General features: G+C 70.2%; 15 protein-coding genes. 9 read left to right on the forward strand and 6 right to left on the reverse strand.

Going from position 1 to position 15,075, the window contains the following annotated elements; genetic code table 11:
• Positions 1 to 34: 34 nt before the first annotated feature.
• Together ACOQFR_RS04280 and ACOQFR_RS04285 are read left to right on the forward strand one after the other, a co-directional pair.
• Positions 35 to 364, forward strand: coding sequence for a c-type cytochrome (locus ACOQFR_RS04280; protein ID WP_421378912.1), 330 nt, complete (start codon positions 35 to 37; stop codon positions 362 to 364).
• Positions 361 to 684, forward strand: coding sequence for a J domain-containing protein (locus ACOQFR_RS04285; protein ID WP_421378914.1), 324 nt, complete (start codon positions 361 to 363; stop codon positions 682 to 684). The genes ACOQFR_RS04280 and ACOQFR_RS04285 overlap by 4 nt, the downstream gene beginning before the upstream one ends.
• A 61-nt stretch (positions 685 to 745) precedes the next feature.
• On the opposite strand, the gene ACOQFR_RS04290 is transcribed toward ACOQFR_RS04285, so the two are convergent.
• Complete coding sequence (locus ACOQFR_RS04290) at positions 746 to 1,576, reverse strand: outer membrane protein (protein WP_421378916.1); 831 nt, start codon at positions 1,574 to 1,576, stop codon at positions 746 to 748.
• A 178-nt stretch (positions 1,577 to 1,754) separates the two neighbouring features.
• Between ACOQFR_RS04290 and rpe the strand changes: the two genes are divergently transcribed.
• Entirely contained in the window at positions 1,755 to 2,429 is a 675-nt protein-coding gene (gene rpe / locus ACOQFR_RS04295) for a ribulose-phosphate 3-epimerase (protein ID WP_421378918.1), read from the forward strand.
• Positions 2,430 to 2,448: 19 nt separating this feature from the next.
• On the forward strand, positions 2,449 to 2,922 hold the full coding sequence (gene rraA, locus ACOQFR_RS04300) for a ribonuclease E activity regulator RraA (RefSeq protein ID WP_421378920.1): 474 nt from the start codon (positions 2,449 to 2,451) through the stop codon (positions 2,920 to 2,922).
• A gap of 135 nt (positions 2,923 to 3,057) precedes the next feature.
• On the opposite strand, the gene ACOQFR_RS04305 is transcribed toward rraA, so the two are convergent.
• From ACOQFR_RS04305 to ACOQFR_RS04320, 4 genes are all read right to left on the reverse strand, one after another.
• Positions 3,058 to 3,807: a biosynthetic peptidoglycan transglycosylase gene (locus ACOQFR_RS04305; RefSeq protein WP_421378922.1), complete on the reverse strand. Its 750-nt coding sequence runs from the start codon at positions 3,805 to 3,807 to the stop codon at positions 3,058 to 3,060.
• Positions 3,808 to 3,890: 83 nt separating this feature from the next.
• On the reverse strand, positions 3,891 to 4,616 hold the full coding sequence (locus ACOQFR_RS04310; RefSeq protein ID WP_421378924.1) for a class GN sortase: 726 nt from the start codon (positions 4,614 to 4,616) through the stop codon (positions 3,891 to 3,893).
• A complete protein-coding gene (locus ACOQFR_RS04315; RefSeq protein ID WP_421378926.1) occupies positions 4,613 to 4,798 on the reverse strand; it encodes a hypothetical protein in 186 nt (61 codons plus the stop codon). Before ACOQFR_RS04315 ends, ACOQFR_RS04310 begins: the two co-directional genes overlap by 4 nt.
• Positions 4,799 to 4,904: 106 nt before the next feature.
• Positions 4,905 to 6,959 carry a marine proteobacterial sortase target protein gene (locus ACOQFR_RS04320; protein ID WP_421378928.1) on the reverse strand — a complete coding sequence of 685 codons (2,055 nt, stop codon included), beginning with the start codon at positions 6,957 to 6,959 and terminating at the stop codon, positions 4,905 to 4,907.
• 142 nt (positions 6,960 to 7,101) lie between these two features.
• On the opposite strand from ACOQFR_RS04320, the gene pdsR reads away from it, so the two are divergent.
• The 4 genes from pdsR (at position 7,102) to ACOQFR_RS04340 (ending at position 13,101) form a co-directional block, all read left to right on the forward strand.
• Complete coding sequence (pdsR, locus tag ACOQFR_RS04325; protein WP_421378930.1) at positions 7,102 to 7,791, forward strand: proteobacterial dedicated sortase system response regulator; 690 nt, start codon at positions 7,102 to 7,104, stop codon at positions 7,789 to 7,791.
• Between the two features lie 15 nt (positions 7,792 to 7,806).
• Positions 7,807 to 9,819, forward strand: a complete 2,013-nt coding sequence (locus tag ACOQFR_RS04330; RefSeq protein WP_421378932.1) for an ATP-binding protein — start codon at positions 7,807 to 7,809, stop codon at positions 9,817 to 9,819.
• A 63-nt stretch (positions 9,820 to 9,882) separates the two neighbouring features.
• A complete protein-coding gene (gene trpE, locus ACOQFR_RS04335; RefSeq protein WP_421378934.1) occupies positions 9,883 to 11,358 on the forward strand; it encodes an anthranilate synthase component I in 1,476 nt (491 codons plus the stop codon).
• 9 nt (positions 11,359 to 11,367) lie between these two features.
• Entirely contained in the window at positions 11,368 to 13,101 is a 1,734-nt protein-coding gene (locus tag ACOQFR_RS04340; RefSeq protein WP_421378937.1) for a sensor domain-containing diguanylate cyclase, read from the forward strand.
• A gap of 68 nt (positions 13,102 to 13,169) precedes the next feature.
• Here ACOQFR_RS04340 and ACOQFR_RS04345 read toward each other — a convergent pair whose 3' ends face one another.
• Entirely contained in the window at positions 13,170 to 14,180 is a 1,011-nt protein-coding gene (locus ACOQFR_RS04345; RefSeq protein ID WP_421378939.1) for a hypothetical protein, read from the reverse strand.
• A gap of 298 nt (positions 14,181 to 14,478) precedes the next feature.
• On the opposite strand from ACOQFR_RS04345, the gene ACOQFR_RS04350 reads away from it, so the two are divergent.
• The gene (locus tag ACOQFR_RS04350) at positions 14,479 to 15,066 is read left to right on the forward strand and encodes an anthranilate synthase component II (protein ID WP_421378941.1); all 588 of its coding nucleotides are present in this window, start codon (positions 14,479 to 14,481) and stop codon (positions 15,064 to 15,066) included.
• Positions 15,067 to 15,075: the final 9 nt, after the last annotated feature.

Consider the following 15,075-nt stretch of genomic DNA (forward strand, 5'->3'; position numbering starts at 1 on the left):
CCGGCGGCGCGGGGCCGGCTGCTAGAATCAGGGCATGAGCCACGCCCTGCGCACCCACGTCCTGCCGTCCCTGCTGCTGCTGGCCTCGGTGCCGGTGTTCGCCGCCACGCCGCCCAAGCCAGCCAAGCTGGGCCTGTGCGTGTCCTGCCATGGCGTGGACGGCCGCAGCCGAACGCCCGGCACGCCGCACCTGGGCGGCCAGGACCGCGTCTACCTGGAGCGCGCACTGGCCGACTACCGCAGCGGCAAGCGCCAGCACGTGCCCATGACCAGCATCGCCAATACCCTGCAGCCGCGCGACATCCAGGCCTTCGCCGCCTGGTACGCGGCCCAGCCGGGTTTCGCCCAGGGGACGTCGCCATGAGGTGGTACGGAAAACTGCTCGGCTTCGTCGCCGGCTGGCTGCTGCTGCGCCACCCGGGCGGGGCCGTGATCGGCCTGCTGGTGGGCCATGCCTTCGACGCCGACTGGCTGCGCCCGAAAAAATACGATCCCTACGCGGTGCTGGGCCTGCGCGACGACGCCAGCGAGGGCGAGATCGACCGTGCCTACCGCCGGCTGATCGCCCAGTACCATCCCGACCGCCTGGCGGGTGCGGCCGACGAGCTGCGGCTGCAGGCGGAAGACAAGGCGCGCGAGATCAACGCCGCCTACGACCACATCCGAAAGCTGCGCGGCCAATAATCCGCCGCGCCATGAAAAGGGGGCCGCACCCCTCGCGGAGCGCGGCCCCCACCCCCGCCACTCAGAAGCGGTAGTTCAGCGTCAGGCGCAGGCTCGAGGTCTCGATGTCCTCGTTGCCGCGACGGAAATCGGTGCCGTTGGGGTTGACCCGGATGAACGGGTTGGTGGCCGGGGCCGGACCCTGGGCGCGGACGCGATATTCGTCGTCCTTCAGGTCGGACATCAGGTACTCCAGGCCGACGGTGAAGTTGTCGCCCATGCGGCGCTCATAACCCAGGCCGTACTGGGCGCCCTTGGCGTTGCTGTCGCCGTTGGTGGTGAAGGTGTTGACGCCATTGCTGGTGGCGAAGTCGTTCTTCACATCGGCCCAGGCGTAGCCGGCGGTGCCGTAGATCAGGTTGTCGCCGTCACCGAAGGTGAAGCCGGCGCGGCCGCGCAGGGCCCAGGTGGACTCCAGCTCTCGGGTCAGGGTGTAGAAGGCCGGCGTGGTGCTGTAGGCGGTGACGCTGTCGGTCACGCCGCCGCTGGCGTATTCACCCAGCACGCCGTAGACGAAATTGCCGCTCTGCCAGTCGTAGCCCAGGCGCACGCCGTAGTCATCGGCCTTGTCGTCGGAGTTGCTGCGGCAGCCGTTGGCCGGGGTCGGGCCGTTGGCGGCGCCGCCGCAGAAGCCGGGCGAGAAGGCATTGGCCGGGGCGGCGGTGTTCACGGTGTCGCCGAAGCTGCCGTCGAGGTCGGTGTCGAAACGCACGTCCTCGTTGCGGTCGTCATCCTGCTCGGCGCCACCGGCGTGGCCGCCGATGTAGAAGCCGGTCCAGTCGGACTGCGCCAGGGCAGGGCCGGCCGAGGCGGCCAGGGCGACGGCGAGGGAAAGGGCGAGGCGTTGATTCATGGTGGGGCTCCTTGCAGCGGGGGAATTGGTGCGGGCGTGGGGCCCGCCACCCCACCCTACGGAGCCCGGGCGCCGGCCAGATGCAGGGAGCGTGAAACCGGGGTCAACGGTTCAGCTGCGGTCGGGGGAGGGTAGAATCTTCACGCTGCGGCCACGCCGCCCGACTACGGAAACCGTCATGTCCACGTGCCTGATCGCGCCCTCCATCCTTTCGGCGAATTTTGCCCGCCTGGGCGAAGAGGTCGACAACGTGCTCGCGGCCGGCGCCGACTGGGTGCACTTCGACGTGATGGACAACCACTACGTGCCCAACCTCACCATCGGCCCGCTGGTGTGCGAGGCGCTGCGCAAGCACGGCGTCACCGCGCCGATCGACGTGCACCTGATGGTGAAGCCGGTGGACCGCATCGTGCCCGACTTCGCGAAGGCCGGCGCCAGCCTGATCAGTTTCCATCCCGAGGCCAGCGAGCACGTGCACCGCACCGTGCAGCTGATCAAGGCCCAGGGCTGCCAGGCCGGCCTGGTGCTCAATCCGGGCACGCCGCTGGAAGTGCTGGACTATGTATTGCCGGAACTCGACCTGGTGCTGCTGATGTCGGTCAATCCGGGCTTCGGCGGCCAGGCCTTCATTCCCTCGGCGCTCGACAAGCTCAAGCGCGTGCGCGACCGCATCGACGCGCTGGGCAAGGACATCCGCCTGGAAATCGACGGCGGCGTGAAGGCCGACAACATCCGCGAGATCGCCGCCGCCGGTGCCGACACCTTCGTGGCCGGCTCGGCGATCTTCAACGCACCCGACTACGCGGCCGTGATTGCGAAGATGCGCGCCGAAGTCGCCGCCGCGCGCGCCTGACGCCGGGAGCACGCCGACCATGACCGCCAAGACCGCCGACCTCTGCGACAGCCGCGACGATGCACGCGTTCCCGACCTGCCGCTCCGCGACTACGGCGGCCGCATCGCGTTTTCCGGACGCATCAGCACCATCAGCACCTTCGAGGACAACTCGCGCGTGCGCGAGGCGGTGGCCGAAGCCGGCAACGGCCGCGTGCTGGTGGTGGACGGCGGCGGTTCGACCCGCCGTTCCCTGCTGGGCGACAACCTGGCCGCCCTGGCCGTGCGCAATGGCTGGGCCGGCGTGGTGGTGCACGGGGTGATCCGCGACACCGAGGCCATTGCGCGGCTCGACCTGGGCGTCAAGGCGCTGGGCACCTGCCCGCGCAAGACCGAAAAACGCGACCAGGGGCTGCGCGACGTGGCCCTGCATCTGGGTGGCGTGGTCGTGCTTCCGGGTGACTGGTTGTGTGCCGACGAGGATGGGGTGGTTGTGCTGGCGGATCCGGGTTAGGTTTTTTGGCCGCGGATTTGCGCGGATAAGAGCGGATTTTTTGACGCGGAAGGACGCGGATGACGCGGATTTGGTTTGATCTGTCCGCGTTATCCGCGTTATCCGCTTCATCCGTTTCAACCGCTTCATCCGCGTTCATCCGCGTTCATCCGCGTCAAAAATTGATTGCGGGGCCGCCAAGGGCCCGTCGCGCGCGGGGATGCAGTCGTCGTAGGTCAGGTCGAGCCAGCCGGTGGGGTCACACTTGCCGGTGGCGACCGCCTCGATGCGCCGTGCGCGGTCCGCGTGGATTTCGGGGTTGCGTACGGGGTGGTAGTGGTTGGGGGCCAGGGCCATCGCCAGGAGGCTGTAGAACTCGCGGTCGGTGAGCCGGGAAAGCGGCTTGCCGTGGTAGGCCTTTGCGGCGGCCTCGAATCCGATGACGCCGCGACCGTGAAGTGATCCCAGGTAGGTGCGGTTGAGATACATGTCCAGCTGCTGCTGTTTCGTGGTGTGCGCGTCCAGCACCAGGGCCATGACGTCACGGCCGAGGTCCAGCTTCCTGCAGCAGTTGAATACCCCGCGGTAGAACGACTGCATCGCTCCCCCGACGCCATCCACATCGTGCTGCCCGAGAAAGAGGTCCCGTGCCAGGACCGAGGTGATCGTGGTCACGCCTTGCCCCTTGGAAATGTTCAATCCGTGGTGCGCGTAGAACGCCGGATCCTCGATCCTCACCAGGGCCTCGATATGCCGTGGCTGCAGCGCGACCGCCTGGCGATGGGCGCGCGTTTGCCCCAGCAGCTCATCGACCACGGCATTGGCCCAGAGAAAAACAACGAAGAGATAGGCGGGCAGGACCACCCACACCCCGACCAAGGCCACCTTGATGAACTTGCGGACCATGTGAACCACCCGCGTTGTCAGAAACCTTCCCCAATGCGCGGAGCCCGACTCAATGCCCGGGCATCCCTCCGCGTTTATCCGCGTTATCCGCGTTCATCCGTGGCCAACCGCTCCTCATCCCCGCCCCCCAGCGTCACCACATAGCGCATCGGCCCCCGAGGCGCCGTCGCATCGAAGGGCCAACACGTCACCAGCACCAGACGGCCGTCGTCGACGCCGGTGGCGATGCGATGCAGGCGCGAATCCACCACCTGCATCGCCGCCACGGTGAAGTCGCGCGGACCCTGGGGCGTTTCCAGCGTCACCGTGTCGCCCGGGCGCAGCTTCTCCAGCCAGGCGAAGTGCGTGTCCCGATGACCGCTGATGATCGTGGTCCCCACGGCGCTGCCGGGCGCCGCGCTGGCTTCGGCCCAGCCCGGCCCGAAGGCCAGGGGACGGCCGCTGTCGCCGGCCAGCACGATCTGGTCGATGCCCAGGCGCGACTGACGCAGGCGTGCCACGGCGTGCGTGTCGGCCCAGGGCCAGGGCCGGTGCGTGCCGCCATCGGCCAGTCGCTGCGACCACGAACCCTTGAGCAGGTGCTGCGCGACCTGGGCCTTGGCCGGCAGCCAGGCCGCATGCACCGCCATCGCCATCGCCGCCAGCAGCAGGCCGCGGCCCAGCCAGCGGCGCGTGGTGGAAGGTGGGGCCTCCTTGCCCCCGCCGCGCGCGGATCGGGGGCCGTCGTCGCCAGGGGAGGGCGCCGAGGGTGGGGCTTCCCTGCCCCGAGAGTGCGTCCCTGATCCGGTGCGCGGCGTGCTGGAATTCACGGCGCCTCCTGCGCCGTCGGGGGTGAAGCCAGGGGCACCGGCCGCCGCTGCATCAGCGGGCTGGCGTCGGTGGGCAGGTAGTACCAGTGCATGTGCCGCAGCGCGCGTTCGGTGGAGCGCGGGCCGGGATCGGTCGCGCTGGGCGGGGTCGGCGTATCGCGGCGTTCGACGATCAGGACCATGGGGGCTTCCTCGGGCCGGGGACAGGGATCAGGCCTGCGCGGGATCGCGCAGGAGACAGAGCAGGGTGGTGCAGAGCAGGAAGGCGAGCAGGCGCGCGAGCATGGCTCAGCTCCTCGCCCGCAGCAGGAACAGCGCCGACAGCGCCAGCACCAGGGCCAGCAGCAGCTCGCGGAACCAGCCGACGCTGCCCTGTGCGAATTCGAGCGAGGCGTCCGGCGCGCTGTTCATCATGCGCGTACTGCCGAGCGATTGATCCTTCGGCCGCACCGGCGTGCGATCCACCGCCACCAGGCTGGTGTAGGTGCTGACCAGGCCATGGCGCAGCGCCACGTCCACGATCATCGGGCGCAGGCTTTCGGCGCTGCCGCCACGGCGCATCTGGTCTTCCAGCGAATCGATGCGGGCACGGCCCCAGAGCCGGCCAACGCCAGGCGAGGGCGTGGCCGACGCCGTGGTCAGCGGGATGCGGCGCACCCAGGGCTGCGGGCGCAGGCCGCGCACGGTCACGGCGTCCTGCAGGCGATCCAGCCGGGCCACCACCTGCAGCGCTTCGCCCTCGTACAGGTCGGGCACGCGCTCGGGGTACATCTCGGCCACGCCCGGCCAGTCGAGCTGGATGTCGCGCATCGCGGGCTTGTCGAGCTTGGCCAGCAGCGCATCCATGCGTTCGGTCACTTCATTCACGTCGCGGATCAGGGTCTGGGTGCCGCGGCCGGTCTCGGCCGCCTTGCGCAGGAAGTGGCCGTTCGGCGCGCTGCCGATGCCGACCGGGAACAGCCGCGCCTCGCCGCGCTGATGTTCGATCACCTCCAGCAGTTCGGCTTCGTTGCCCACCGCCGCATCGGTGGCCAGCACCACCTGGCGCAGGTAGCCGGCCGGCGCCTGGCCGGCGAACGCGGCCTGCAGCGCCGGCAGCATCTCGGTGCCGCCGTCGGCCTGCAGCGAGCGCACGTAGGCGCGGGCGCGCGCCACGTTGCCGGGCTGTGCCGGCACCGGCGCAGGGAACAGCAGGTCGAAGGTGTCGTCGAAGCGCACCACGTTGAAGCGGTCGCCGGGCTTGAGCCGCGACAGCGCGCGGTCGGCGGCCTCGATCGCCTGTTCCATCGACGCGCCCATCATCGAACCGGAGTTGTCGATCACCAGGATCAGTTCGCGCGGCAGCGGCGCCGAGGGCAGGGTGGGCGGCACCAGCATCACCAGCGCAAAATCCTCGCCGCCGATGCGGTCGGTGAACACCGCGCTGCGCGGCGCCTTGCTCGGCACCGGCGCCCAGCGCAGCACGAAGTCGCGGTCGGTGGCTTCCACCAGGTTGGACAGCGTGACGCGGTAGGTGCTGCCTTCGGCCGACACGGTGATGGCATGCGAGGGGCTGGTCAGGCTCTGCAGCGGCAGGCCCGGTTCGATCTCCGCGGTCAGCACCACCGACGGCGGCAGCGCCGAACCGGCGTCGTGGCTGCCGTCCACCGACGGCAGGGCCTCGGCCTCGTTGGCCACCGGGTGCATCACGAAGCGGCCGCGCGCCTGGCCCTGGGCGAAGGAGGTTTCGCGCGCCGGGGTGTAGCGCGGGGTCAGCGTCAGCGGCAGGCCGAGCGAAAATTCGCCGTCCTGGTAGCGCACCGGCTGCCAGTAGCGCACTTCGATTTCCACCTCCTCGCCCGGGCCGATGTTGGCGACCGCGGTCTGGAACAGGTTCGGTCGGTTCTGCTCGACCAGGCTGGCGCGCTGGCCGTTGGCGGCGGCCGCCGCGTAAACCGCCTTGGCCTCTTCCTTCTCGCGGATCTCGCCCTCGATCAGGCGGTCGCCGATGCGCAGGGTGAGCGCGCCGACCGCGGCGTTCTCCGGCAGCGGCAGCAGGTAGCGGCCCTCGCGCCACTCGCTGGCGTCGTTGCGGTAGGTCTGGCGCACGCTCACCTCGGCCAGCAGGCCGCGCACCTGCATGTCCACGGTGGTGTCCATGGCCAGGGTGGCGACCCAGCGGTCGCCTTCGCGCAGCATCAATCCTTCGGGTTCGGGGTCGCTGTCTTCGGTGGCCAGCGCGGGCAGGCTGGCGAACACCAGCGCCACGGCCAGGCTCAACATCAGGCAGAACCACACCACCGGGCGCGGCGGCGCGCGGCGGATGCGGTAGAGGCGGGGCTTGCGGGTTTCTCGGACGTGCATGGCGGGGCTCCTGGGTGTGGAGCCATTGCAAGGCCGGCGCCTGCCCGCGGCCGGGCCGGTTTCGGCGCAGGCGCTGACGAGTTGTGGCGATTTGCGGGCAATGCATTGCCCCGGGGCCGGGCGCTGCCCTAGGCTGGCCGCCATGTCACGCACCGTCGCCATCGTCGAGGACGAACCCGCCATCCGCGCCAACTACGCCGAGGCGCTGCGTCGCCACGGCTACGGCGTGCAGCCGCACGCCAGCCGGGCCGAGGCGCAGGCCGCGTTCGCGCTGAAGCTGCCGGACCTGGTGATCATCGACGTGGGCCTGGGCGACGAGCCCGAAGGCGGCTTCGACCTGTGCCGCGAACTGCGCGCACGCTCGGCCACGCTGCCCATCCTGTTCCTGACCGCGCGCGATTCCGACTTCGACGTGATTTCCGGGCTGCGGCTGGGCGCCGACGACTACCTGAGCAAGGACACGAGCCTGCCGCAGCTCACGGCGCGCATCCATGCCCTGTTCCGGCGGCTGGATTCGCTGGCGGCGCCGCAGGCGCGCGATTCGGTCTTCCGCCTGCGAGGACTGACGCTGGAACTCGAGCGCATGCGCGTGAGCTGGAACGGCGCCGAGGTGGCGCTGACCGTCACCGAGTTCTGGATGGTGCACGCGCTGGTGCGCTATCCCGGCCACGTCAAGACGCGCGAGCAGCTGATGCGCGAGGCGCAGGTGGTGGTGGACGACGCAACGATCACGTCCCACATCAAGCGCATCCGCCGCAAGTTCCAGGCCCTGGACCCGGCCTTCGACGAAGTGGACACCGTGCACGGTGCCGGCTACCGCTGGCGTGCCTGAGCCGCGCCCGCTGCCATGACCCTGCGCGGCAAGCTGCTGCTGCTCTCGCTGTCCATCCTGGCCTTGCCCTGGGCCGGCTGGAAATTCGTGCAGCAGCTGGAAGTGCTGCTGCGCCAGGGGCAGGAACAGGCGCTGCTGGCCTCGGCCGAGGCGCTGGCGCGCGGCATCGCGGTTCGGCCCGGCAACCTGCCGGCGGCGGGGCCGGGCTGGTACGTCCACCAGCTCGACTTCGCGCCGCGGCTGGACGGGGAAGCGGGCGACTGGCCGGGGCTGGGCGTGTCGCGCTACGGGTTCGGCGGTGACACGCCCTGGCTGCAGGTCGCGCTGGGTCGGGCCAGTGATCGGCTGCACCTGCTGGTGGACGTGGCCGACACCAGCGCGCAGCGCGGGGACGCGCACTGGCCGGCCGACCTCGAGTTCGACCGCCTGCGCCTGCGGCTGGCCGGGCCGTCGGGAGAACTCCTGCTGCGGCTGGCCAACAGCGAATCGGGTGAACTGCGCGTGGCCGGCGAGGACGGGCTGCCGCCGCCGATCCGCGTGGAAGGTTTCTGGCGCGAGCATGCCGGCGGTTACACCGCGGAGCTGGCGCTGCCGCAGGATTTCGTGGTGCGTTCGCTGGGACTGGAAGCCCGCGATCTCGACGCCAACGGCGTGCGTCGCCTGGCCGGCAGCCTGGGCACCGTGCCGGACGCGCTGGAGAGCTGGCCTCTGCACGGGTATGCGGGTGCACTGGAGCCCGCCCTGCTGGCGCTGGCCCCGCCCGGCATGCGCGCGCTGCTGGTGGACCGCGAGGCCTGGGTGATCGCGCGCGCCGGGCACGTGCGTTCGGATCCGACCGAAGGCGACCTGCTGCCGTGGCGGCGCGGTATCTATCGTGCGCTGCTGTTCCGGGATTCGCTGCCGGCCGCCACCGAAGCCCCGGACGCCCGCCGCGTGGACCGGCCGGAAGTGGCATCGGCGATCGCAGGCACGCCGCAGGTCAGCTGGCGACGGGATCCGTCCGGCGCGCGGCTGCTGCTGACCGCGGCCGTGCCGGTGAAGGTCGAGGGCCAGGTGCGCGCGGCGCTGTCGCTGGAGCGATCGAACTCGGAGGTGCTGCTGCTCACCGACCGCGCATTCTCAGGGCTGCTGGGCGTGAGCCTGGTGGCGTTCCTGGCCTCGGGTGGCGTGATGTTCCTGTTCGCCTCGCGGCTGGGCGCGCGCATCCGCCGCCTGCGCGACGCGGCCGAGCGTGCGCTGGATCGCGAAGGGCGGGTCACGCCGTTCCCCGTCACGCGGGCACGCGATGAAGTGGGTGACCTCTCGCGCAGTTTCGCCAGCCTGCTGGACCAGGTGGCGGCCTACACCGACTACCTGCGCTCGCTGTCGGGCAAGCTCTCGCACGAACTCAACACGCCGCTGGCGATCGTGCGCACCTCGCTGGACAACCTTGATTCGTCGGCGCTGCCCGACGAGGCCCGGACCTACATCGGCCGGGCCCGCGACGGCGTCGAGCGCATGGGCAACCTGGTGCGCACGATGAGTGAGGTGACGCGGATCGAACACGCCATCCAGGCCGCCGAGCCGGAGTCCTGCGACCTGCGTGCACTGGTGGCCGACTGCGCCGAGGGGTACCGCAGCCTGCTGGCGCCACGCGCGCTTCGGGTCGAACTGCCCCCAGGACCGCTGGTGCTGCGCGGTGCGCCCGAGCTGGTGGTGCAGGCGCTGGACAAGCTGGTCGACAACGCCCGCGGCTTCTGCCCCGAGCAGGGCTGGGTGCGGCTGACGCTGGCCGCGGAAGGCGAGGGCGCACGCTTGGCCGTGGCCAACCAGGGGCCCCCGGTGCCCGAGGCGATGCGCGCGCGCCTGTTCGATTCGCTGGTGAGCCTGCGCGAGAAGTCGCAGCGCGCCGAGGGCGCCACCCACCTCGGCTTCGGCCTGTACGTGGTCAAGCTGGTGGCCGAACTGCACCACGGCCACGCCGAAGCCCGCAACCTGCCCGCCGGCGACGGCGTCGAATTCACCCTCCACCTCCACCCCCTCCCCTGAAAACATACCAGGTATGTTTTCCGTGGCGGATATACTCGGGGCTGGCCACGTGGGGCGGGTGATGTGATTTCTGTCGAAGAGTTCGAGCGGCTGGCGGGGCAGGGGCACAACCGCATTCCCGTCGTGCGTGAAGTGCTGTCGGACCTGGATACGCCGCTGTCGGTGTACCTCAAGCTGGCCGACGGGCCGCACACCTACCTGTTCGAATCGGTCGAAGGCGGCGAGACCTGGGGCCGCTACTCCATCATCGGCCTGCCGGCGCGCCGCACCTATACCTTCCGCGACCACACCCTGGAAGTGCGCGACTACGGCCAGGTCACGGCCACGCACCAGCTCGAGGACCCGCTGGCCGAGGTTGACCGCCTGCGCGAAGCCTTCCGCGTCCCGCGCATGCCCGACCTGCCCGCCTTCACGGGCGGCCTGGTCGGCTATTTCGGCTTCGAGACCATCGGCTGGATCGAGCCGCGCCTGGCCGGCGGCGACAAGCCCGACCAGCTCGGCACCCCCGACGCCCTGCTGATGCTGAGCGAGGAAGTGGCGGTCTTCGACAACCTCAAGGGCCGCCTGTACCTGATCGTGCACGCCGACCCGTCCGAACCGCAGGCCCACGCCAGGGCCGTGCGCCGCCTGGACGAGCTGGTCTACCGCCTGCGCCACTCCGGCCGCAGCTACCCCGACGTGCTCGACCCGGCGCTGCTGGGCGAACAGGACTTCGTGTCGGGCTTCACGCGCGAGGGTTTCCTGGCCGCGGTGGAAAAATCCAAGGACTACATCCGCGCCGGCGACATCTTCCAGGTGGTGCTAAGCCAGCGCATGAGCGTGCCCTTCCGCGCCCGCCCGGTGGACGTCTACCGCGCACTGCGCGCGCTCAATCCCTCGCCGTACATGTATTTCCTGGACCTGGGCGGCACCCAGGTGGTGGGCAGCTCGCCCGAGATCCTGGTGCGCCTGCAGGGCGGCGAAATCACCGTTCGCCCGATCGCCGGCACCCGCCCGCGGGGCGCCACGCCCGAACAGGACCAGGCGCTGGAAGCCGAGCTGCTGGCCGACCCGAAGGAGCGCGCCGAACACCTGATGCTGATCGACCTGGGCCGCAACGATGTCGGCCGCGTCGCCCGGCCCGGCAGCGTCACCGTGCCCGACCGTTTCATCATCGAACGCTATTCGCACGTGATGCACATCGTCAGCGAGGTGCAGGGCCAGCTGCGCGACGACGTGGGCTTCGCCGAAGTGATCAAGGCCACCTTCCCGGCCGGCACGGTCAGCGGCGCGCCCAAGATCCGCGCGCTGGAGGTGATCCGCGAACTCGAGCCGGTGAAGCGCAACATCTATTCCGGCGCCGTCGGCTACCTGAACTGGTGGGGTGATGCCGACACCGCCATCGCCATCCGCACCGCGGTGATCCAGGACGGCCGCCTGCACGTGCAGGCCGGCGCCGGCATCGTTCACGACTCGGACCCGGAGAAGGAGTGGGAGGAAACCATGAACAAGGGCCGCGCCCTGTTCCGCGCCGTGGCGCAGGCGGCAGGCGGGCTCTAGGTCCCCGCCTTGCGCGCGCTGCTCGACAGGTTCCGCCCCCGCAGCGCCGGCCTGCGCCTGTGGCTGGGCCTGAGCTATGGCCTGCTGGCGATCGGCCTGGTTGGCGCCCTGTCGCTGCTGGTCGAGCGCGCCGCCAGCCAGAAGATGCAGCTCGACATCGGCCTGCGCCTGGCCAGCAATGCCAAGGCCCTGGCCGACCGCATGGACGAAGGCCTGTACGAGCGCCTGAACGACGTGCGCACCATGACCCTGATTCCGGGCGTGGAACGGCCGATGGAGAACCAGGCGCTGCTCCGCGACCTGTTCGACATGATGCAGCTCAGCTACCCCGACTACGCCTGGATCGGCGTCGCCGATGGGCAGGGTCGCGTGCAGGTCGCCAGCCGCGGCATGCTCGAAGGTCTGGACTTGGCGGACCGCGACTGGGTCAAGCGGGGCCTGCGCGATCCCTACGTGGGCGACATCCGCAAGGCGATCCTGCTGGCCCAGCTGCTGCCCGTGCAGGGTGACGAGCCGCTGCGCCTGATCGACGTGGCCGCGCCGATCCACGATGCGCATGGCGTGGTGGTCGGCGTGGTCGGTGCGCATCTCTCCTGGCAGTGGGCCGAAAACCAGCGGCTGGCGCTGCAGGAAGCGCTTAGCCGCGGCGAGGATGTGGAAGTGTTCGTGCTCAACCGACAGGGCGTGGTGGTTCTGGGACCTAAGCGCTGGCGCGATGAGACGCTGCGGGTGCCCAGTGCGGCCCGCGGCATGTCGCGCGAAAATGCCGCCGTGCTGGAGACCTGGCCCGACGGTCGCGCCTACCTCACCGGCTTTGCGCCGACCCAGGGGCGCAACACCTTCGACAACCTGGGCTGGACGGTGCTGGTGCGCAAGGATGCGGCCGAGGCCTTCGTGCCGGTGGTCGAGCTGCGGCGCCAGATCTGGCTGGCGGCGCTGGCGCTGACCCTGGTCTTCCTGCTGGCGGCTACGCTGATGGCGCGCTGGATCGGCGCGCCGCTGCTGGCCCTGGCCAATACCGCGCGACGGCTGCAGGCGGGTGAGCCGGACGCGCGCTTCCCGCCCGAGACCGGTTACCGCGAGGCGCGCCAGCTCACCGCGGCCATGCGCGGCCTGGTGGACGAACTCACGGCGCACGAGCGCGAACTGACCACGCTGGCGCAGCAGCTGGAGCAGCGCGTACGCGACCGCACCGCCGAACTCAGCGAGGCCAATGCCCAGCTGGAAGTCCTGGCGATGACCGACGGCCTGACCGGGCTTTCCAACCGCCGCCATTTCGGCGACCAGCTGGCACGCGAGGCCACCCGCGCGGCGGAAGCCGGCAAGCCCATCGCCCTGGTGATGCTCGACATCGACCACTTCAAGGCCATCAACGACCAGCACGGGCACCCGGCTGGCGATGCAGTGCTGCGGCGCGTGGCCCTGCTGCTGGAGGAGCAGGTGCGCGGCAACGACCTGCTGGCGCGCGTGGGCGGCGAGGAGTTCGCGGTGCTGGCGCTGGAGGCCTCGGTGGCCGAGGCCAGCCAGCTGGGCGAGCGCCTGCGCGCCACGGCGGAGGCCAACAGCCCGGTGATGGTGGGCCGTTCGGCGGTGCCGGTGACCGTCAGCGTGGGCGTGGCCGTGCTGTGGCCGCGGCCAGGCGACATTCTCAAGACGCCCGAGCGGCTGCTGGCCGCGGCCGACGATGCCCTGTACCGCGCCAAACGCAACGGTCGTAACCGGGTGGAAGTGGCGGTGCCCTAGCGGGCCCAAGAGAAAGGGGCTACGGCGTGGCCAAGGCCCCTCTCCGTCAGGCGGTCAAGCCCGGCTACTCAGCGACCCGGCACGCGGCAGCAGCGCCCGTAGGCGGTGGCAGTAAGCGCGGAAGCGCCATCGTTGGCATAAGCGCAGAAATGTCTTTCGTCGGCCAGGGTCCGCGAGGTGACCAGTCGGCCTGAGAAGGTAGAGGCGGAGCAACTGCCGCCCGTCAGGCGATAGGTGGCCGCGCACGCAAGAGAGGTGACCGAGCCAACGGCGCCGGCGTTGATCGTGGCTGAGTCCGTCACCTCAACGCATTGCAGCTGCGTCACGGCCGGGTTTATGAAGTACCCGGTGATGTCGGCCACCAGGTGCGTGGCGGCGAACGAGTAGACGCTGAGCTCGTTGGCCGACGCGCCCTGGTCGAGCTGTACGATCGCCGAGTTGCCGACGATGCTGCCGGCGGTGTAGTTGAGCGTGGCCGCCAGCGGCTGCGTACCCAGGAACGGGTAAGCGGTGATGTAGCCCGCACCGGACGGCGTCACCACCGTGAAGTTGATCACCGCGGCCGCGAACGAGCCCGCCGCGCCAGCGCCGCCGCAGTTGTTGGCTGCACCACCCTGGAACGAGTAGTCCGACACGGCGGTGACGTCGAAGCCGCGGACGGTGTTGGCCGCGATCTGTCCACCGGCCAGGCGGGTGTCGAACAGGCGGCAAGGCGGAATGGGCACGAACACCAGGTCGGTGGCGGTGTCACCCAGGGCCTTGGGATTGCTGACGTTGGCTTCGCGACCGGTGGGAGCCTGGCCGAGGATCAGCCGGCTGACGCTGTCGTAGTCCTCGGCCTTCGCGGCGGCGCCGAGTTCCTCCAGCGTGGCCTCGGCGAAGGCCGGGGCCATCTCGGCGGCCCAGGTGCGGCTCGGGATCTTGTAGGTGGCGGCGACGTAGTTGCCCCACTTCTTCACCAGGGCCTGGCTCAGGCGGGCGCGTTCGGCCTGTTCGGCGGTGTTGGAGGCCAGGGCATGGGGCACGGCCATCATCAGCGTGCACGCCACGGCGGTGGCGATCAGGAACTTGCGGGTCATGGGGTTCTCCAGGAGCGAAAGGGAGGCACAGCGTCGGTAGTGCCGATCGAGCGTGGTGTCTAGGCGTCCCGGAACGGGGATGGCCATCGCGCGGGCCCCGTCGCAGCCGTCACACTTCTACCCTCACGTGAAGCGAGCGCACGAACGGACGCGGGGGTCCGCCCTTCCAGCGCAGACCTCGGCTATCCTTGTGCACCGGCAGCCGCCGGCCCGACGCCAGACCGACGAAGACGCCAGCCGCCCCGGTGGCGGGGTCCTCGCGGCACTGCGTCGTGCAATTTGCCAGACAGGCCCCCGCATGCTGTTGATGATCGACAACTACGACAGCTTCACCTACAACCTCGTGCAGTACTTCGGCGAGCTGGGCCAGGACGTGAAGGTCGTGCGCAACGATGCGCTGACCGTGGCGCAGATTGCCGCCCTGAAGCCCGACCACATCGTGATCTCGCCCGGCCCCTGCACCCCCAACGAGGCAGGAGTGTCGCTGGAAGTGCTGGAAAAACTCGCGGGCACCGTGCCCATCCTGGGCGTCTGCCTGGGCCACCAGAGCCTGGGCCAGGCCTTCGGCGGTGAAGTGGTGCGTGCCCGCACCATCATGCACGGCAAGACCTCGCCGATCCGCCACCAGGGCCAGGGCGTGTTCTGGGGCGTGCCCGATCCGTTCGAGGCCACGCGCTACCACTCGCTGGTGGTGCGCCGGGAATCGCTGCCCGACTGCCTCGAGATCACTGCCTGGACCGAGCACGAGGATGGCTCGGTGGACGAGATCATGGGCCTGCGCCACCGGACGCTGGCGGTGGAAGGCGTGCAGTTCCATCCCGAATCCATCCTGACGCAGCATGGCCACGACCTGCTGCGCAATTTCCTCACCGGGCACCGGGCCTGAGCGCCCACC

Source organism: Arenimonas sp. MALMAid1274 (assembly GCF_049195245.1).
GTDB lineage: Bacteria > Pseudomonadota > Gammaproteobacteria > Xanthomonadales > Xanthomonadaceae > Arenimonas.